Source organism: Streptomyces sp. NPDC042002 (genome assembly GCF_055588305.1).
This window is the reverse complement of record NZ_JBVJCT010000001.1, coordinates 333306-349931: the sequence shown is the minus strand read 5'-3', so window position 1 is coordinate 349931 and position 16626 is coordinate 333306. Positions and strand designations below refer to the sequence as shown.

Sequence of the window (16626 nt, the reverse complement as noted above, 5' to 3'; positions counted from 1 at the left end):
GTAAGACGAGGACCCCCACGCACTCAACCCCCCCCCCCCCCCCACCCCCCCCCCCCCCCCCCCCCCCCCCCCCCCCCCCCCCCCCCCCCCCCCCCCCCCCCCCCCCCGCCGCCCGGTGCTAGTGCGCCGCCGACTCCCAGTCCGGGCCCGAGCCCACGGAGACGTCCAGCGGGACCTGGAGCTGGACGGCGGACGCCATCTCGTGGCGCAGCAGCTCCTCCGTCCTGGCCTGCTCCCCCGGGGCGATCTCCAGGACGATTTCGTCATGGACCTGGAGCAGCATGCGGGAGGTGAGGTTCGCCTCCCGCAGCGCCCGGTCAACGTTGAGCATCGCGATCTTCACGATGTCGGCGGCCGTGCCCTGGATGGGAGCGTTCAGGGCCATACGCTCAGCCGCCTCACGCCGCTGCCGGTTGTCGCTGTTCAGATCCGGCAGATAGCGGCGGCGCCCGAAGAGCGTCGCGGTGTAACCCGTGGCCCTGGCCTCGTCGACCGCCCGGCGCAGATAGTCCCGTACGCCGCCGAAGCGCTCGAAATACGTGTCCATCAGCCCACGGGCCTCGCCCGCCTCGATGTTCAGCTGCTGGGACAGGCCGAAGGCCGACAGCCCGTAGGCGAGGCCGTACGACATCGCCTTGATCTTGCGGCGCATCTCGGCGTCGACCGCGGACCGCTCCACGGAGAACACCTGGGACGCGACGGTGGTGTGCAGGTCCTCACCGGAGGAGAACGCCTCCAACAGTCCCTCGTCCTCGGACAGATGGGCCATCACCCGCAGCTCGATCTGGCTGTAGTCCGCGGTCATGAGGGACTCGAATCCCTCACCGACCACGAAGCCGCGGCGGATCGCGCGGCCCTCGTCCGTGCGGACCGGGATGTTCTGCAGGTTCGGATCGGTCGACGACAGCCGGCCGGTCGCCGCGACCGTCTGGTTGTAGGTGGTGTGGATGCGGCCGTCCGCGGCGATCGACTTGATCAGCCCCTCGACGGTGACGCGCAGCTTGGCCTGCTCACGGTGGCGGAGCATGATCACGGGCAGTTCGTTCTCGGTCTGCGCCGCCAGCCAGGCCAAAGCGTCCGCGTCCGTCGTGTAGCCCGTCTTGGTCTTCTTCGTCTTCGGCAGGGCCAGTTCACCGAAGAGGACTTCCTGGAGCTGCTTGGGCGAGCCGAGGTTGAACTCGTGCCCGGCGGCCGCGTGCGCCTCCTTCACGGCCTGCTGCACCGCCCCGGCGAACATCTGCTCCATGGCCTCCAGATGCGCCCGGTCCGCCGCGATGCCGTGCCTCTCCAGCCGGGCCAGCAGACTGGACGTGGGCAGCTCCATGTCACGCAGCAGATCCGCCGCGCCGACCTCCTGGAGCTTCTCCCCGAACGCCTCGCCCAGATCGAGGATCGTGCGGGCCTGCACCATCAGCGCGTCGGCCTCGGCCTGCTCGTCCGTACCGAAGGCGAGCTGCCCGTCGGCCGCGGCGGCGGGCCCGAGCTCCCGGCCGAGATACTCCAGCGAGAGCGCGTCCAGCGCGAAGGAACGGCGGCCCGGCTTGACCAGGTAGGCGGCGAGCGCGGTGTCCATGCTCACGCCCTCGATCGTCCAGCCGTGCTCGGCGAAGACCCGCATCGCGCCCTTGGCGTTGTGCATCACCTTGTGCTTCCCGCGGTCCGCGAGCCACGCGGCGAACGCGTTCTCGTCGGACTCGTCCAGCTGGGACGGGTCGAACCAGACGGCCGCACCCCCACCGGCCGCGAGCGCCACCTCGGCGACGGACCCCGTGCCCAGCGCCCACGAGTCGACCGTGGACAGGCCCAGAACCGCCGTGCCGTGCTCGGCGAGCCACGGCTTCAGCTCGCCCGCGCCCAGCACCGTGCCGTCGATCTCGACACCCTCGGCGACCGGCCCCGCCTCCTCGGCCTCCCCGGCACCCGGGTCCACGGCGAGCAGCCGCTCGCGCAGCGACGGATTACGGATCTCCAGGGTGTCCAGGACCATCGCCAGGGCCGTACGGTCGTACGCGGCCCGCTCCAGGTCCACCACCGTCCGGGGCAGCTCGACGTCCTTGACCATCTCCGTGAGACGGCGGTTCAGCTTCACCGCCTCCAGGTGGTCGCGCAGGTTCTGCCCCACCTTGCCCTTGACCTCGTCGACCCGCTCGACCAGCTCCGCGAACGAACCGAACTGGTTGATCCACTTCGCGGCCGTCTTCTCGCCGACACCCGGGATGCCCGGCAGATTGTCCGACGGGTCGCCGCGCAGCGCCGCGAAGTCGGGATACTGCGCCGGCGTCAGCCCGTACTTCTCGAAGACCTTCTCCGGAGTGAACCGGGTCAGCTCCGAGACACCCTTCGTCGGATACAGCACCGTCGTGTGCTCGGACACCAGCTGGAAGGAGTCACGGTCGCCCGTGACGATCAGCACGTCGAAACCCTCGGCCTCGGCCTGCGTGGCGAGCGTCGCAATGATGTCGTCGGCCTCGAACCCGTCCACCGCGAACCGCTGCGCGTGCATCGCGTCCAGCACCTCGCCGATCAGCTCGACCTGCCCCTTGAACTCGTCCGGGGTCTTCGACCTGTTCGCCTTGTACTCGGTGAACTCCTCGGAACGCCACGTCTTGCGCGAGACGTCGAACGCCACCGCGAAATGTGTGGGCGACTCGTCACGCAGCGTGTTCGCCAGCATCGACGCGAAACCATAGATGGCGTTCGTCGGCTGACCCGTCGCGGTGGTGAAGTTCTCCGCGGGCAGCGCGAAGAACGCGCGGTAGGCCAGCGAGTGCCCGTCCATGAGCATCAGGCGCGGGCGGCCCGTACCTGCGGTGTTCTCGGTCTTCTTCGATGCTGTGTCTGCCACGCCCCCGATCCTGCCACGGCCCACTGACATCGAGAGCCGTCCCGGCCCGGCAGGCACCTCCCCCGCCCGGATTCCCACAACCCAGGACCGTCGCTGTCGGCCACGCGTGCGAGTATCCAAGCGGTACGAAGACACGCACACCGACGTGCGCACGTGAAGGGGTTCAGCGATGGCCAGCAAGCCGCCCAAAAGCGATCCGGTCCAGGACACGCCACAGGTAGCCGAACCCAAGCGCGCGGCGGCCGGGCTCCCCGCCATCGGGCACACCCTGCGCATCGCCCAGCGCCAGATGGGCATGCGCCGCACCGCGCTCACCCTCCTGCGCGTCAACCAGAAGGACGGCTTCGACTGTCCGGGCTGCGCCTGGCCAGAGCCGGAGCACCGGCACACCGCGGAGTTCTGCGAGAACGGCGCGAAGGCGGTCGCCGAGGAAGCCACCCTGCGCCGAGTGACCCCGGACTTCTTCGCCGCGCACCCCGTCTCCGACCTCGCCGGCCGCAGCGGCTACTGGCTCGGCCAGCAGGGCCGCCTCACCCACCCCATGTACCTCCCCGAGGGCGCCGACCACTACGAGCCCATCACCTGGGAGCGCGCCTTCGACATCGTCGCCGAGGAGCTCGCCGCGCTCGGCTCCCCCGACGAGGCCCTCTTCTACACCTCGGGCCGCACCAGCAACGAGGCCGCGTTCCTCTACCAGCTCTTCGCCCGCGAGCTCGGCACGAACAACCTGCCCGACTGCTCGAACATGTGCCACGAGTCCTCGGGCTCCGCCCTCTCCGAGACCATCGGCATCGGCAAGGGCAGCGTCCTGCTCGACGACCTCTACCAGGCGGACCTGATCATCGTCGCCGGGCAGAACCCCGGCACGAACCACCCCCGCATGCTCTCCGCCCTGGAGAAGGCCAAGGCCAACGGTGCGAAGATCATCACCGTCAACCCGCTGCCCGAAGCGGGCATGGAACGCTTCAAGAACCCGCAGACCCCCCAGGGCATGGTCAAGGGCGCCGCGCTCACCGACCTCTTCCTGCAGATCCGCCTCGGCGGCGACCAGGCCCTCTTCCGCCTGCTGAACAAGCTGATCCTCGCCACCGAAGGCGCCGTCGACGAAGCCTTCGTCGCCGAACACACCCACGGCTTCGAGGAGTTCGCCCAGGCCGCCCGCGCCGCCGACTGGGACGAGACCCTCACCGCGACCGGCCTCACCCGCGACAGGATCGACGAGGCCCTGACCATGGTCCTCGCCTCCCAGCGCACCATCGTGTGCTGGGCGATGGGCCTCACCCAGCACAAGCACTCCGTCCCCACGATCCGCGAAGTCGTCAACTTCCTGCTGCTGCGCGGCAACATCGGCCGCACCGGCGCCGGCGTCTGCCCGGTCCGCGGCCACTCGAACGTCCAGGGCGACCGCACCATGGGCATCTTCGAACGCCCCGCCCCCGCCTTCCTCGACGCCCTGGAGAAGGAGTTCGGCTTCAAGCCGCCCCGCGCACACGGCTACGACGTCGTACGGGCCATCCGCGCACTGCGCGACGGCGAAGCGAAGGTCTTCTTCGCCATGGGCGGCAACTTCGTCTCCGCCTCCCCCGACACCGAGGTCACCGAGGCGGCCATGCGGCGCGCCCGGCTCACCGTGCACGTCTCCACCAAACTGAACCGCTCGCACGTCGTCACCGGCGCCCGGGCCCTCATCCTGCCCACCCTCGGACGCACCGAGCGCGACCTCCAGGGCAGCGGCGAACAGTTCGTGACCGTCGAGGACTCCATGGGCATGGTGCACGCCTCACGCGGCCGCCTGGATCCCGCGAGCCCCCACCTGCTGTCCGAGCCCGCCATCGTGGCCCGCCTCGCCCGCAAGGCCCTCGGAGAGCGCAGCACCACCCCCTGGGAGGAGTTCGAGAACGACTACGCGAGCATCCGCGACCGCATCGCCCGCGTGATCCCCGGCTTCCAGGACTTCAACGCGCGCGTGGCCGACCCGGCCGGCTTCACCCTCCCGCACGCCCCCCGCGACGAACGCCGCTTCCCCACGGCCACCGGCAAGGCCAACTTCACCGCCGCGCCCGTCGAGTACCCCGAACTCCCCGCCGGCCGCCTGCTGCTCCAGACCCTGCGCTCCCACGACCAGTACAACACCACCATCTACGGACTCGACGACCGATACCGGGGCATCAAGAACGGCCGCCGGGTCGTCCTCGTCAACCCCGAGGACGCCCGCGACCTGAACGTCGCGGACGGCTCGTACGTCGACCTGGTCGGCGAATGGAAGGACGGCGTGGAACGGCGCGCGCCCGGCTTCCGCGTCGTGCACTACCCCACCGCCCGGGGCTGCGCGGCCGCCTACTACCCGGAGACCAACGTCCTGGTCCCGCTCGACGCGACCGCCGACACCAGCAACACCCCTGCCAGCAAGTCCGTGGTCGTCCGTCTGGAACAATCGACAGCCGACTGAGCGTTCGCTCAGCAAGGAACATCCACGACAAAGTGGTCCAACGACGGACGGAGCCGGGCCCGATGGGCGAACAGCACATCCCGAAGTTCCCGCAAGGGGTCATCGACGAGTACGCCGCACTCGGCGTCGACCTGCCCGCCCTCTTCTCCGCGGGCCACCTCGGCAACCGCATGGGCGTCCAGATCGTCGAAGCCTCCTCGGACCGCGTCGTCGGCACCATGCCGGTGGAGGGCAACACCCAGCCCTACGGCCTGCTCCACGGAGGAGCCTCCGCCGTCCTCGCCGAGACCATCGGCTCCGTCGGCGCCATGCTCCACGGCGGCATCACCAAGATCGCCGTCGGCGTCGACCTGAACTGCACCCACCACCGCGGCGTCCGCTCCGGCGTCGTCACCGGCGTGGCCACACCCGTCCACCGCGGGCGCACCTCGGCGACGTACGAGATCGCCATCACGGACGAGGACGGCAAGCGCGTGTGCAGCGCCCGGCTCACCTGCATCCTCAAGGACGCACCCCAGAGCTGACCTCCCCGGACCCCGGCCCGCACCCCTCCGGGGCGCTCCGGGGCCCTCAGGGAGCTCCCGGGGCGCCCTCAAGGGCCCTCCCCGGGGGGAGGGAACCGCCCGGCCCGGCGGGAACACCTGGGGCGCGCCCGGGAGCGTCCGCCTCCCGGCGGCCCGGAGGCCCGACCCCCGAAGGCCCGGCCCGGCGGCCGACCCCGGTGCCCGGCGCCGGGCCGGGGAACCCTGTCCCGGGACGCCCGCTCCGGGAAGCCCAACCGCCTGCCGAGGTCCAACCCCCCACACCTCGGCGCCCGTTGGGCCACGCTCCCCGCTCTCGCGCCGACGGCTCGTCCAGGCGGCCCCGGTCGTCATCGCGACCACAACCCGCGGCCTCGTCACCCCGCGCCCCGCGCCCCGCACCCCCACCCGGGCCGCCCCGAACCCCTGCCCGTGACCAGCGAGCGGCACCGCCCTCGACCACAAGGGCCTTGACAGCGCGCCCACTTCCTTCCGGTTCGAGGCCGACGTCGTCGGCGGCACCCCCGTCGACGTCCCCCAAACAGGCGCCGGACCACCCGAGTTGAGCGCCACCACCACCCCCGGCTGCCACGGACAGTGAAGGCCGGAAATCCCCGCCCGACCACCGTGCGCGTCTCCGTATACGACCCCGCCTTCCCGTCGCCCCCCATCGTCCCGCCCCACCTCGACCTGCCCATCAGCAACGAGACAGCACAGCAACAGCAAAGCTTTCCCTTCGGCGGCGCCTACCCGCACAACCTGTGGACCGGCCCTCGCGCCCGGCGCTTCCCCAACCGGCCCTCCCCCACACCCACTTCACCCGGCCAGGACACCCGCGACCACCTCACGCGGCGGTAACAGTCGGTTACCTCTGCCGTAACGAAGCAATCCCCGCGCCGCGAAGCGCACCGCACCACGCCCCCCGCGGCACCCCGTCCCGACACCGGACGTACGACTTCCGCTCTCCGCCATGAACCCGGAACAGCGCGTTCTCACCATGCGAACACACAACCGCCTCCCACCAGCACACCGAAATGCTCCGATCGTCCGCCCCAGGCCCGCGAGGCACCCCCCGCATAACAAGAGCGTCACAGCCTTCCCCACGCTCCTCCACACTCCCCCTACCTGCGCTTATAGTCACGGCCAGTCACCGCGCCGCCGGGCGCGTCACTGCACGGCCCTGCTTCAACCAGTACGGCCCGGCGAGACACACGGCCCCCACCCTGGGGTGCCGCGCCAGGGAGAGGATTCAACGTGCGACAGCGTTCTATGGTCATACTCACCGCCGTGCTCACTACGGGAGCACTCACGCTGACCGCCTGCGGCTCGCGCGACAACAGCGGCGACAGCAAGAGCGGCAAGAAGACCGAGATCATCATCGGCGTGGACGCGCCGCTGACCGGTCAGAACTCCGCCACCGGCCTCGGCATCCAGGGCGGCGTCCAGATCGCCGTCAACGACGCCAACAAGAACAACACCGTGCCCGGCGTGACGTTCAAGGTCCAGGCGCTCGACGACAAGGCCATCCCGGCCTCCGGTCAGCAGAACGCCACCCAGCTCGTCCAGGACGACAGCGTCCTCGGCGTGGTCGGCCCGCTGAACTCCGGCGTCGCCACCCAGATGCAGCAGGTCTTCGACACCGCCAACCTGGTCGAGATCTCGCCGTCCAACACCGCCCCCGAGCTCACCCAGGGCAAGAACTGGCAGACCGCCAAGTCCCGCCCGTTCAAGACGTACTTCCGCACCGCCACCACCGACGCCCTCCAGGGCGGCTTCGCGGCCGACTACGCCTACAACACCCTGAAGAAGCGCAAGGTGTTCGTCGTCGACGACAAGCAGACCTACGGCGCCGGCCTCGCCAAGCTCTTCAAGGCCGGCTTCACCAAGTCCGGCGGCAAGGTCGCGGGCGAGGACCACGTCAACACCGGCGACACGGACTTCTCGGCCCTCGTCACCAAGATCAAGAACTCCAAGGCCGACCTGGTCTACTACGGCGGCCAGTACGACGAGTCGGAGAAGCTGACCAAGCAGCTCAAGGACGGCGGAGTCAAGATCCCGCTGTTCGGTGGCGACGGCATGTTCAGCGACACCTACATCCAGACCGCCGGCAAGACCTCCGAGGGCGACCTGGCCACCTCCGTCGGCCAGCCCGTCGACTCCCTGCCCTCCGCCGCCGACTTCATCAAGAAGTACAAGGCCTCCGGCCTCAAGGGCGACTACGGCACGTACGGTGGCTACTCCTACGACGCCGCCACCGCCATCATCAAGGCCATCGGCGCTGTCGTGAAGGACGGCAAGATCCCGGACGGCGCCCGCGCCAAGATCGTCGCCGAGGTCCAGAAGACCAAGTTCGACGGCATCGCCGGCCCCGTCTCCTTCGACGAGTACGGCGACACCACCAACAAGCAGCTCACCGTCTACCAGGTCGTCAGCGGCAAGTGGAAGGCTGTCAAGAGCGGTACGTTCACCGGCTGATCCGCACCACCGGGCCACTCCGGCGGATCGGTCCGACACCAGGCCACGGCGCCCCAACCGGCACCATGAGCACGGTCCGATCCACCGGACAGGCCCTCAGCACAACCCCAGGGCCGCGCGGCCACGACCACACGTCACCGCGCGGCCCGCTCCATACGCCCTGCTCAACTCTCCCCACCCACATGGAGGCCATGCGGTGAACACCCTGCCGCAGCAGCTGGCCAACGGGCTGTTCCTCGGCTCGATGTACGGGCTGATCGCCATCGGCTACACGATGGTGTACGGCATCGTCCAGCTCATCAACTTCGCCCACGGCGAGATCTTCATGACCGGCGGCTTCGGCGCACTCTCGGTCTACCTCTACGTTCTGCCAAACGGCACATCCATGTGGATAGCCCTCCCAGCGATGCTGATAGGCGGCGGAATCGTCTCCGTCCTCATCGCCGTCGGGGCCGAACGCTTCGCCTACCGACCACTGCGCGGAGCACCACGCCTCGCCCCCCTCATCACCGCCATCGGTCTGTCCCTGGCCCTCCAGCAGATCGTCTTCAACACGTACCCGAACGCCAAGACCGACCTGACGTTCCCCCAACTCCCGTTCGGCCCCTGGCACATCGGCTCCGTCAGCATCCAGAGCGGCTCCGTCTTCGTCATCGTCGCCGCCCCCCTGTGCATGGCCGCCCTCGCGCTGTTCGTCAGCCTCTCCCGCACCGGCCGCGCCATGCAGGCCACCGCGCAGGACCCTGACACCGCACAGCTCATGGGCATCGACACCAACCGCATCATCGTCATCGCCTTCGCCATCGGCGGCTTCTTCGCCGCCGTCGCAGCCGTCTCCTACGGCCTGCGCTACGGCACGGTGAAGTACGACATGGGCTTCCAGATGGGCCTCAAGGCCTTCACCGCCGCCGTCCTCGGCGGCATCGGCAACATCTACGGCGCCATGGTCGGCGGCCTCGTCCTCGGCCTCGCCGAGACCATGGCCACCAGCTACATCGACGGCATCCCGGGCATGGAACAGCTCGGCGGCGGCGGCTGGTCCTCCGTCTGGGCCTTCGTACTCCTCATCCTCGTACTGCTGTTCAGGCCACAAGGCCTCGTCGGCGAACGCGTCGCGGACAGGGCGTGAGCACCATGGCAACCACCGAGACCACCACCCCCGAGCGCGGCCTGACCGGCCTCCCCGAGAGCGCCGCCCGCGCCCTCATCGCCATCGGCGCCGTCGCCACCATCGCCAGCGCCTTCATGTCCTGGACCTACACGTCCGACTTCCCCGGGGACCTCACCTACTACGGCTCCCCGGCCGGACTCCAGGTCCTCGACATCGTCGCCGGCGTCCTCACCCTCCTCTTCGCCCTGACCCTCTTCAACGTCCGCGGCCTCGGCTGGCTCAACCCGGCGGGCGCCACCCAGCCCGTCGTCCTCGCCGCCGCCTCCGCGTTCGCCGTCAGCTGGTTCAGCGCCATCGCCATCGCCGTCGACCTCAAGGGCCTCGTCGCACTCGACCCCGGCGCCTACGTCGCCGCCGTCGGCTCCCTGATCGCCCTCCTCGGCACCCTGGCACTCCCCAAGCCCGGCGACACGTTCAAGGACTACGTCAGCAAGCCCGAACTCATCCCGCCGGCCGCCAAGCTGCCCGGCTGGGGCGAGCGCCTCGTCATCACCGCAGCCACCGCCGTCGCACTCATCGTCTTCAACTACGGCATCGGCGTCGACCCCGACGCGAGCGAAACGTTCCTGGGCTACCTGCTCCTCGTCGTCTTCGGCACCTGGGCCCTGCACAGCGCCGGACTCTTCGACCGCTTCGCCCAACTGAACGCCCGCCACAAGGGATTCGCCACCACCATGGCCTTCCTGGCCGCGGCGATCTTCCCCTTCGTCGCGAACAACGAGCACAACTCCAACCTCGGCGTGAACATCCTCGTCGTCGGCACCGTCGCGCTCGGCCTCAACATCGTCGTCGGCCTCACCGGACTCCTCGACCTCGGATACGTCGCCTTCCTCGGCGTCGGCGCCTACGCCGCCGCCCTCGTCTCCGGCTCCGAGTTCTCCCGCTTCTCCGGCGTCCAGTTCCCCTTCTGGGCCGCCATGCTCACCGGTATGGCCGCATCGCTCGTCTTCGGCGTCCTCATCGGCGCCCCCACCCTGCGACTGCGCGGCGACTACCTCGCCATCGTGACCCTGGGCTTCGGAGAGATCTTCCGCATCGCCGTCAACAACCTGGACGGCACCTCCGGCCCCAACCTCACCAACGGCCCCAACGGCATCTCCATGATCCCGGACCTCAACATCTTCGGGTTCAACTTCGGCGCCGAGCACAGCGTCCTCGGCCTCGTCACCCTCGGCCGGTTCGCGAACTACTTCCTGCTGATGCTGCTCATCACCGGACTCGTCGTCGTCGTGTTCAACCGCGCCGCCGACTCCCGGATCGGCCGCTCCTGGATCGCCATCCGCGAGGACGAGACCGCCGCCACCGCCATGGGCATCAACGGCTTCCGCGTCAAGCTCATCGCCTTCGCCCTCGGCGCCTCGCTCGCCGGCCTCGCCGGCACCGTCAGCGCCCACGTCGGCTACAGCGTCAACCCGGCCCCGTACCAGTTCGCCGGCTCCGTCCCCCCGAACTCCGCCTTCCTCCTCGCGGCGGTCGTTCTCGGCGGCATGGGCACCGTCAACGGACCCATCCTCGGCGCCACCCTGCTCTACCTGCTCCCCGAGAAGCTCAGCTTCCTCAAGGAGTACCAGCTCCTCGCCTTCGGCATCGCGCTCGTCATCCTCATGCGCTTCCGCCCCGAAGGCATCATCGCCAACCGCCGCCGCCAGCTCGAATTCCACGAGAGCGACGAAGCGGCCGTCCACATCCCCGAACAAGGCCTGCCCGACTCCACCGTCGGCGTCACCAAGGCAGGGGCGTAACCAACATGACCACCACCACAGCCCCCAGCCCCGTCCTCGAAGCCACCGGCGTCACCATGCGCTTCGGCGGCCTCACCGCCGTACGCAACGTCGACCTCACCGTCAACGCCGGAGAGATCGTCGGCCTCATCGGCCCCAACGGCGCGGGCAAGACCACCTTCTTCAACTGCCTCACCGGTCTGTACGTCCCCACCGAGGGCAAGGTCGCCTACAAGGGAACGGTGCTGCCCCCGAAGCCGCACCTCGTCACCAGCGCAGGCATCGCCCGCACCTTCCAGAACATCCGGCTCTTCGCCAACATGACCGTCCTGGAAAACGTGCTCGTCGGACGCCACACCCGCACCAAGGAAGGCCTCTGGTCCGCCCTCCTGCGCGGCCCCGGCTTCCGCAAGGCCGAAGCGACCTCACGCGAACGCGCCATGGAACTGCTGGAGTTCATCGGCCTCGACCACAAGGCCGACCACCTCTCCCGCAACCTCCCCTACGGCGAACAGCGCAAGCTGGAGATCGCGCGAGCGATGGCGAGCGAGCCGGGCCTGCTCCTCCTGGACGAGCCCACCGCCGGCATGAACCCCCAGGAGACCCGCGCGACCGAAGACCTCGTCTTCGCCATCCGCGACCGCGGCATCGCCGTCCTCGTCATCGAGCACGACATGCGCTTCATCTTCAACCTGTCCGACCGCGTGGCCTGCCTCGTCCAGGGCGAAAAGCTCGTCGAGGGAACCTCCGAAGTCGTCCAGGGCGACGAACGCGTCATCGCCGCCTACCTCGGTACGCCCTTCGAGGGCGCCCCCGGCGAGGAGGAACTCGCCGAGGTCGAGGCCGCGGAAGCGGCAGGAGCCACCGGAGCGGCGGCAGCCGCCGAGCCCGAGGACGCGACACCCACCGAGGCCGACGAAGCCGTCGAGGCCCCGGCAGCGACCGACGCCGAGGACGCGGCGGAAGCCACCGCGACCGAGGAAGCCGAAGCCGCCGAGACCGCGGAGGCCGACCCGTCCGACGAGACCGAGGAAGCCTCAGCGGACGCGGAAACCCCGGCGGCCCCCGCAGCCGAGGAAGCCGAGGAAATCGCCGCGACCGAAGGATCGTCCGACGCCCCCGAGGCATCCGACGACTCCGAGGCACCCGCTACCTCCGCCCCGTCCGACGACACGGACGCCCCCGCGTCCGACGACTCCGACGCGACGAGCAGCACCAGCAAGGAAGGAACCGCCCAGTGACCGCACTGCTCGAGGTCGAAGACCTCAAGGTCGCCTACGGCAAGATCGAAGCCGTCAAGGGCATCTCCTTCACCGTCGAAGCCGGCCAGATCGTCACCCTCATCGGCACCAACGGCGCCGGCAAGACGACGACCCTGCGCACCCTCTCCGGGCTCCTCAAGCCCAGCGGAGGCCGCATCCTCTTCGACGGCCAGCCCCTCGCCAACGTCCCCGCCCACAAGATCGTCGCCCTCGGACTCGCCCACTCCCCCGAGGGACGCCACATCTTCCCCCGCCTCACCATCACGGAGAACCTCCAGCTCGGAGCGTTCCTCCGCAGCGACAAGGCGGGAATCGAGAAGGACATCCAGCGCGCCTACGACCTCTTCCCCATCCTGGGAGAACGCCGTAAGCAGGCCGCGGGCACCCTCTCGGGCGGCGAACAGCAGATGCTCGCCATGGGACGCGCCCTGATGTCCCAGCCCAAGCTGCTGATGCTCGACGAGCCCTCCATGGGTCTCTCGCCGATCATGATGCAGAAGATCCTCGCGACCATCGCCGAACTCAAGGCGTCCGGCACGACGATCCTCCTCGTCGAGCAGAACGCCCAGGCGGCGCTCTCCCTCGCCGACCAGGCCCACGTCATGGAGGTCGGCAACATCGTCCTCTCCGGCACCGGCCAGGACCTGCTCCACGACGAGTCCGTCCGCAAGGCGTACCTCGGCGAGGACTGATCCTCCGCGACACCTCTAGTCGCACGAAGAGGCCCGCACCTCCGTCAGGGGTGCGGGCCTCTCCCGTCCACTCTCATCCACGGATACGACGCGGACCCAAGCTCTTCAACAACTCTTCACCAGGGCGCGGAACTAGCCCTTCGACGCCTTCTTCTCCTCGGCGTCCTCGATGACCGCCTCGGCGACCTGCTGCATCGACATACGACGGTCCATCGACGTCTTCTGGATCCACCGGAACGCCGCCGGCTCCGTCAGCCCGTACTCCGTCTGCAGAATCGACTTCGCACGGTCCACCAGCTTCCGCGTCTCCAGACGCAGCGTGAGATCCGCGATCTCCTGCTCCAGCGCCTTCAGCTCCGCGAAGCGGGACACGGCCATCTCGATCGCCGGCACCACGTCACTCTTGCTGAACGGCTTCACCAGGTACGCCATCGCGCCCGCGTCACGGGCCCGCTCGACGAGGTCGCGCTGCGAGAACGCGGTGAGCATCAGGACCGGGGCGATGGACTCCTCGGCGATCTTCTCGGCCGCGGAGATGCCGTCGAGCTTCGGCATCTTCACGTCGAGGATCACGAGGTCCGGCTTGTGCTCCCGGGCCAGCTCGATGGCCTGCTCACCGTCACCCGCCTCACCTACGACGGTGTAGCCCTCCTCCTCGAGCATCTCTTTGAGGTCGAGACGGATGAGCGCCTCGTCCTCGGCGATGACGACACGGGTCGTCAGCGGAGGCACGTGCGACTTGTCGTCGTCGGGCGCGTCTACGGGCTGGGGCGACTCGGGGGCGGTCACGGGGGCTCCTCGTTGCGGGCCGGGCAGGTTGTGCTGCTTAAGAAGACTACCTAGCGGCGGCGGGCTGCGATGACCCGGTATGCTTCCGCAGAGCCACTCACGCCGGGTTGGCGCAACTGGCTGACGCGGAGGTCTCAAACACCTCTGTCCGCAAGGACATGTGGGTTCGAATCCCATACCCGGCACATGCAAAGCGGAGGTCCACGTTCGCGTGGACCTCCGCTTTTTGCTGCACACGGTAGCGATCAGTGACACACAGTGCTCACATGAACGCTCATGGCACAGAAGTACGACAGAAGGCACTCAGCCTGCTGCGCGGCGGCGCCAGGAACACTGAAGTGGCGCGAAGGTTCAGCGTTCCGCTGGGCACGATCAGCTACTGGAAGCACGTAGACCGAGTGAAACGCGGCGAGCCGGTCACCGTTCGCCCGTCACTTCTGTGCCCGAGGTGCGACGGGCGCGACCTCGACCATGCCTCGTACAGCTATCTCCTCGGCCTGTACCTGGGCGACGGGCACATCAGCCACTACGCGAAGCACAAAGTGCCCAGCCTCATGATCACTCTCGATGACGCATGGCCCGGTATCCAGGACAGCGCGGAACGCGCTCTGCGGACCCTGTTCCCCAACAACGCCACGTGCCGCGTGCGAACCAAGGGCGCGCATAACATCAAGGTGTACTTCAAGCACCTTGACTGCCTCTTCCCCCAGCACGGCCCCGGCAAGAAGCACGAACGCCCGATCGTCCTCGAACTCTGGCAGCAGGAGATCGTCGACGCCCACCCCTGGGAATTCGTCCGGGGGCTCATCCACTCCGACGGGTGTCGCATCACCAACTGGACGACCCGACTCGTCGGCGGTGAGCGCAAGCGCTACGAGTACCCCCGGTACTTCTTCACGAATGTCTCCGACGACATCAGGCAGTTCTTCACCGACACCCTGGACAAGCTCGGCATCGACTGGACGCACTGCACCCGCCACGGGAACCCGTACAACATCTCGGTCGCCAAGAAGGCCTCAGTTGCCCTCATGGACACCCACGTCGGCCCCAAGTACTGACCGGCGACGGAGAAGGCCCCTCTGCCGGTTACTTGGGGCTGTCGTCCTCGCCGACGTGGTGGACGCGGACCAGGTTGGTGGACCCGGAGACTCCGGGCGGGGAGCCCGCGGTGATCACCACGATGTCGCCCTTGGCGCAGCGGCCGTACTTGAGGAGGAGTTCGTCGACCTGGTCGACCATGGCGTCGGTGGAGTCGACATGGGGGCCGAGGAAGGTCTCGACGCCCCAGGTGAGGTTGAGCTGGGAGCGGGTGGCGGGGGTGGGGGTGAAGGCGAGGAGGGGGATCGGGGAGCGGTAGCGGGAGAGCCGGCGGACGGTGTCGCCGGACTGGGTGAAGGCGACGAGGAACTTGGCGCCGAGGAAGTCGCCCATTTCGGCTGCGGCGCGGGCGACGGCGCCGCCCTGGGTGCGGGGTTTGTTGCGTTCGGTGAGGGGCGGGAGTCCCTTGGCGAGGATGTCCTCTTCGGCCGCTTCGACGATGCGGGACATCGTCTTGACGGTCTCGATGGGGTATTTGCCGACGCTGGTCTCGCCGGAGAGCATGACGGCGTCGGTGCCGTCGATGACGGCGTTGGCGACGTCGGAGGCCTCGGCGCGGGTGGGGCGGGAGTTCTCGATCATCGAGTCGAGCATCTGGGTGGCGACGATGACCGGCTTGGCGTTGCGCTTGGCGAGTTTGATGGCGCGCTTCTGGACGATCGGGACCTGCTCCAGGGGCATTTCGACGCCGAGGTCGCCGCGGGCGACCATGATGCCGTCGAAGGCGGCGACGATGTCGTCGATGTTGTCGACGGCCTGGGGTTTTTCGACCTTGGCGATGACGGGGAGGCGGCGGCCTTCTTCGTCCATGATGCGGTGGACGTCGTCGATGTCCTTGCCGCTTCGGACGAAGGAGAGGGCGATGACGTCGAAGCCGGTGCGCAGGGCCCAGCGGAGGTCGTCCTCGTCCTTGTCGGAGAGGGCGGGGACGGAGACGGCGACGCCGGGGAGGTTGAGGCCTTTGTGGTCGGAGACCATGCCGCCTTCGATGACGGTGGTGTGGACGCGGGGGCCGTCGACGGTGGTGACTTCGAGGCAGACTTTGCCGTCGTCGACGAGGATGCGTTCACCGGGAGTGACGTCGGCTGCCAGTCCGTCGTAGGTGGTTCCGCAGTGTTCGCGGTCTCCTTCGGCGCCTTCTTCGACGGTGATGGTGAAGGTGTCTCCGCGTTCAAGGAGTACGGGGCCTTCGGTGAAGCGGCCGAGTCGGATCTTCGGGCCTTGAAGGTCGCCGAGGATTCCGACGCTGCGGCCGGTCTCGTCGGAGGCCTTTCGCACGTGTCGGTAGCGCTCCTCGTGGTCGGCGTGGGTGCCGTGGCTGAGGTTGAAGCGGGCTACGTCCATTCCGGCTTCGACCAGGGCTTTGATCTGGTCGTACGAGTCGGTGGCGGGGCCCAGGGTACAGACGATCTTTGCTCGGCGCATGATTCGAGCCTAGGCCTTACCGGTCGGTAGAGAATTGGTCGCGCATGACTACTCAACAACCTTTGCGTGAAGGGTTATTGACAACTGTTGAATTGTGCGCCGGGGTGCTCCGATGAGCAGAATGGGGTCCGGTGCGACTGGTGCATTTATCTGCCCGCGTCCGTCCAGTATCCGTCCG

Annotated in this window: 11 protein-coding genes and 1 tRNA gene; 9 read left to right on the top strand and 3 right to left on the bottom strand. The window is 68.7% G+C overall.

The annotated features are described in order from the left end of the window. Nucleotides 1-118: 118 nt before the first annotated feature. Nucleotides 119-2845: a DNA polymerase I gene (polA, locus tag ACZ6KY_RS01480; protein ID WP_469308260.1), complete on the bottom strand. Its 2727-nt coding sequence runs from the start codon at nucleotides 2843-2845 to the stop codon at nucleotides 119-121. A gap of 169 nt (nucleotides 2846-3014) precedes the next feature. On the opposite strand from polA, the gene ACZ6KY_RS01475 reads away from it, so the two are divergent. From ACZ6KY_RS01475 to ACZ6KY_RS01445, 7 genes are all read left to right on the top strand, one after another. Further along, nucleotides 3015-5294, top strand: a complete 2280-nt coding sequence (locus ACZ6KY_RS01475) for an FdhF/YdeP family oxidoreductase (RefSeq protein WP_469308259.1) — start codon at nucleotides 3015-3017, stop codon at nucleotides 5292-5294. A 62-nt stretch (nucleotides 5295-5356) separates the two neighbouring features. Continuing rightward, nucleotides 5357-5818, top strand: a complete 462-nt coding sequence (locus ACZ6KY_RS01470; RefSeq protein ID WP_469308258.1) for a PaaI family thioesterase — start codon at nucleotides 5357-5359, stop codon at nucleotides 5816-5818. A 1266-nt stretch (nucleotides 5819-7084) separates the two neighbouring features. Next, a complete protein-coding gene (locus ACZ6KY_RS01465) occupies nucleotides 7085-8290 on the top strand; it encodes a branched-chain amino acid ABC transporter substrate-binding protein (RefSeq protein WP_469308494.1) in 1206 nt (401 codons plus the stop codon). A gap of 196 nt (nucleotides 8291-8486) precedes the next feature. Beyond that, the gene (locus ACZ6KY_RS01460; protein ID WP_469308257.1) at nucleotides 8487-9419 is read left to right on the top strand and encodes a branched-chain amino acid ABC transporter permease; all 933 of its coding nucleotides are present in this window, start codon (nucleotides 8487-8489) and stop codon (nucleotides 9417-9419) included. 5 nt (nucleotides 9420-9424) lie between these two features. Beyond that, nucleotides 9425-11203 carry a branched-chain amino acid ABC transporter permease gene (locus ACZ6KY_RS01455; RefSeq protein WP_469308493.1) on the top strand — a complete coding sequence of 593 codons (1779 nt, stop codon included), beginning with the start codon at nucleotides 9425-9427 and terminating at the stop codon, nucleotides 11201-11203. Nucleotides 11204-11208: 5 nt separating this feature from the next. Next, nucleotides 11209-12423 carry an ABC transporter ATP-binding protein gene (locus tag ACZ6KY_RS01450; protein ID WP_469308256.1) on the top strand — a complete coding sequence of 405 codons (1215 nt, stop codon included), beginning with the start codon at nucleotides 11209-11211 and terminating at the stop codon, nucleotides 12421-12423. Beyond that, nucleotides 12420-13136 (top strand): ABC transporter ATP-binding protein, encoded by a 717-nt coding sequence (locus ACZ6KY_RS01445; protein ID WP_469308255.1) that lies wholly within the window; start codon nucleotides 12420-12422, stop codon nucleotides 13134-13136. Before ACZ6KY_RS01450 ends, ACZ6KY_RS01445 begins: the two co-directional genes overlap by 4 nt. 132 nt (nucleotides 13137-13268) lie before the next feature. Here the strand turns inward: ACZ6KY_RS01445 and ACZ6KY_RS01440 are convergent, their stop codons facing one another. Continuing rightward, complete coding sequence (locus tag ACZ6KY_RS01440; RefSeq protein ID WP_469308254.1) at nucleotides 13269-13925, bottom strand: ANTAR domain-containing response regulator; 657 nt, start codon at nucleotides 13923-13925, stop codon at nucleotides 13269-13271. Nucleotides 13926-14026: 101 nt separating this feature from the next. Between ACZ6KY_RS01440 and ACZ6KY_RS01435 the strand changes: the two genes are divergently transcribed. Continuing rightward, a tRNA-Leu gene (locus ACZ6KY_RS01435) sits at nucleotides 14027-14110 on the top strand. An 81-nt stretch (nucleotides 14111-14191) separates the two neighbouring features. Continuing rightward, the gene (locus tag ACZ6KY_RS01430; protein WP_469308253.1) at nucleotides 14192-14983 is read left to right on the top strand and encodes a helix-turn-helix domain-containing protein; all 792 of its coding nucleotides are present in this window, start codon (nucleotides 14192-14194) and stop codon (nucleotides 14981-14983) included. A gap of 28 nt (nucleotides 14984-15011) precedes the next feature. Here the strand turns inward: ACZ6KY_RS01430 and pyk are convergent, their stop codons facing one another. Continuing rightward, nucleotides 15012-16448 carry a pyruvate kinase gene (pyk, locus tag ACZ6KY_RS01425; protein ID WP_469308252.1) on the bottom strand — a complete coding sequence of 479 codons (1437 nt, stop codon included), beginning with the start codon at nucleotides 16446-16448 and terminating at the stop codon, nucleotides 15012-15014. Nucleotides 16449-16626 lie beyond the last annotated feature (178 nt).

Excerpts from the sequence above, each read along its gene's own strand:
- ACZ6KY_RS01475 (WP_469308259.1), top strand. The coding sequence starts at position 3,015 with ATGGCCAGCAAGCCGCCCAAAAGCGATCCGGTCCAGGACACGCCACAG.
- ACZ6KY_RS01465 (WP_469308494.1), top strand. The coding sequence starts at position 7,085 with ATGGTCATACTCACCGCCGTGCTCACTACGGGAGCACTCACGCTGACC.
- ACZ6KY_RS01430 (WP_469308253.1), top strand. The coding sequence starts at position 14,192 with ATGAACGCTCATGGCACAGAAGTACGACAGAAGGCACTCAGCCTGCTG.
- pyk (WP_469308252.1), bottom strand. The coding sequence starts at position 16,448 with ATGCGCCGAGCAAAGATCGTCTGTACCCTGGGCCCCGCCACCGACTCG.
- ACZ6KY_RS01455 (WP_469308493.1), top strand. The coding sequence starts at position 9,425 with ATGGCAACCACCGAGACCACCACCCCCGAGCGCGGCCTGACCGGCCTC.
- ACZ6KY_RS01470 (WP_469308258.1), top strand. The coding sequence starts at position 5,357 with ATGGGCGAACAGCACATCCCGAAGTTCCCGCAAGGGGTCATCGACGAG.
- ACZ6KY_RS01450 (WP_469308256.1), top strand. The coding sequence starts at position 11,209 with ATGACCACCACCACAGCCCCCAGCCCCGTCCTCGAAGCCACCGGCGTC.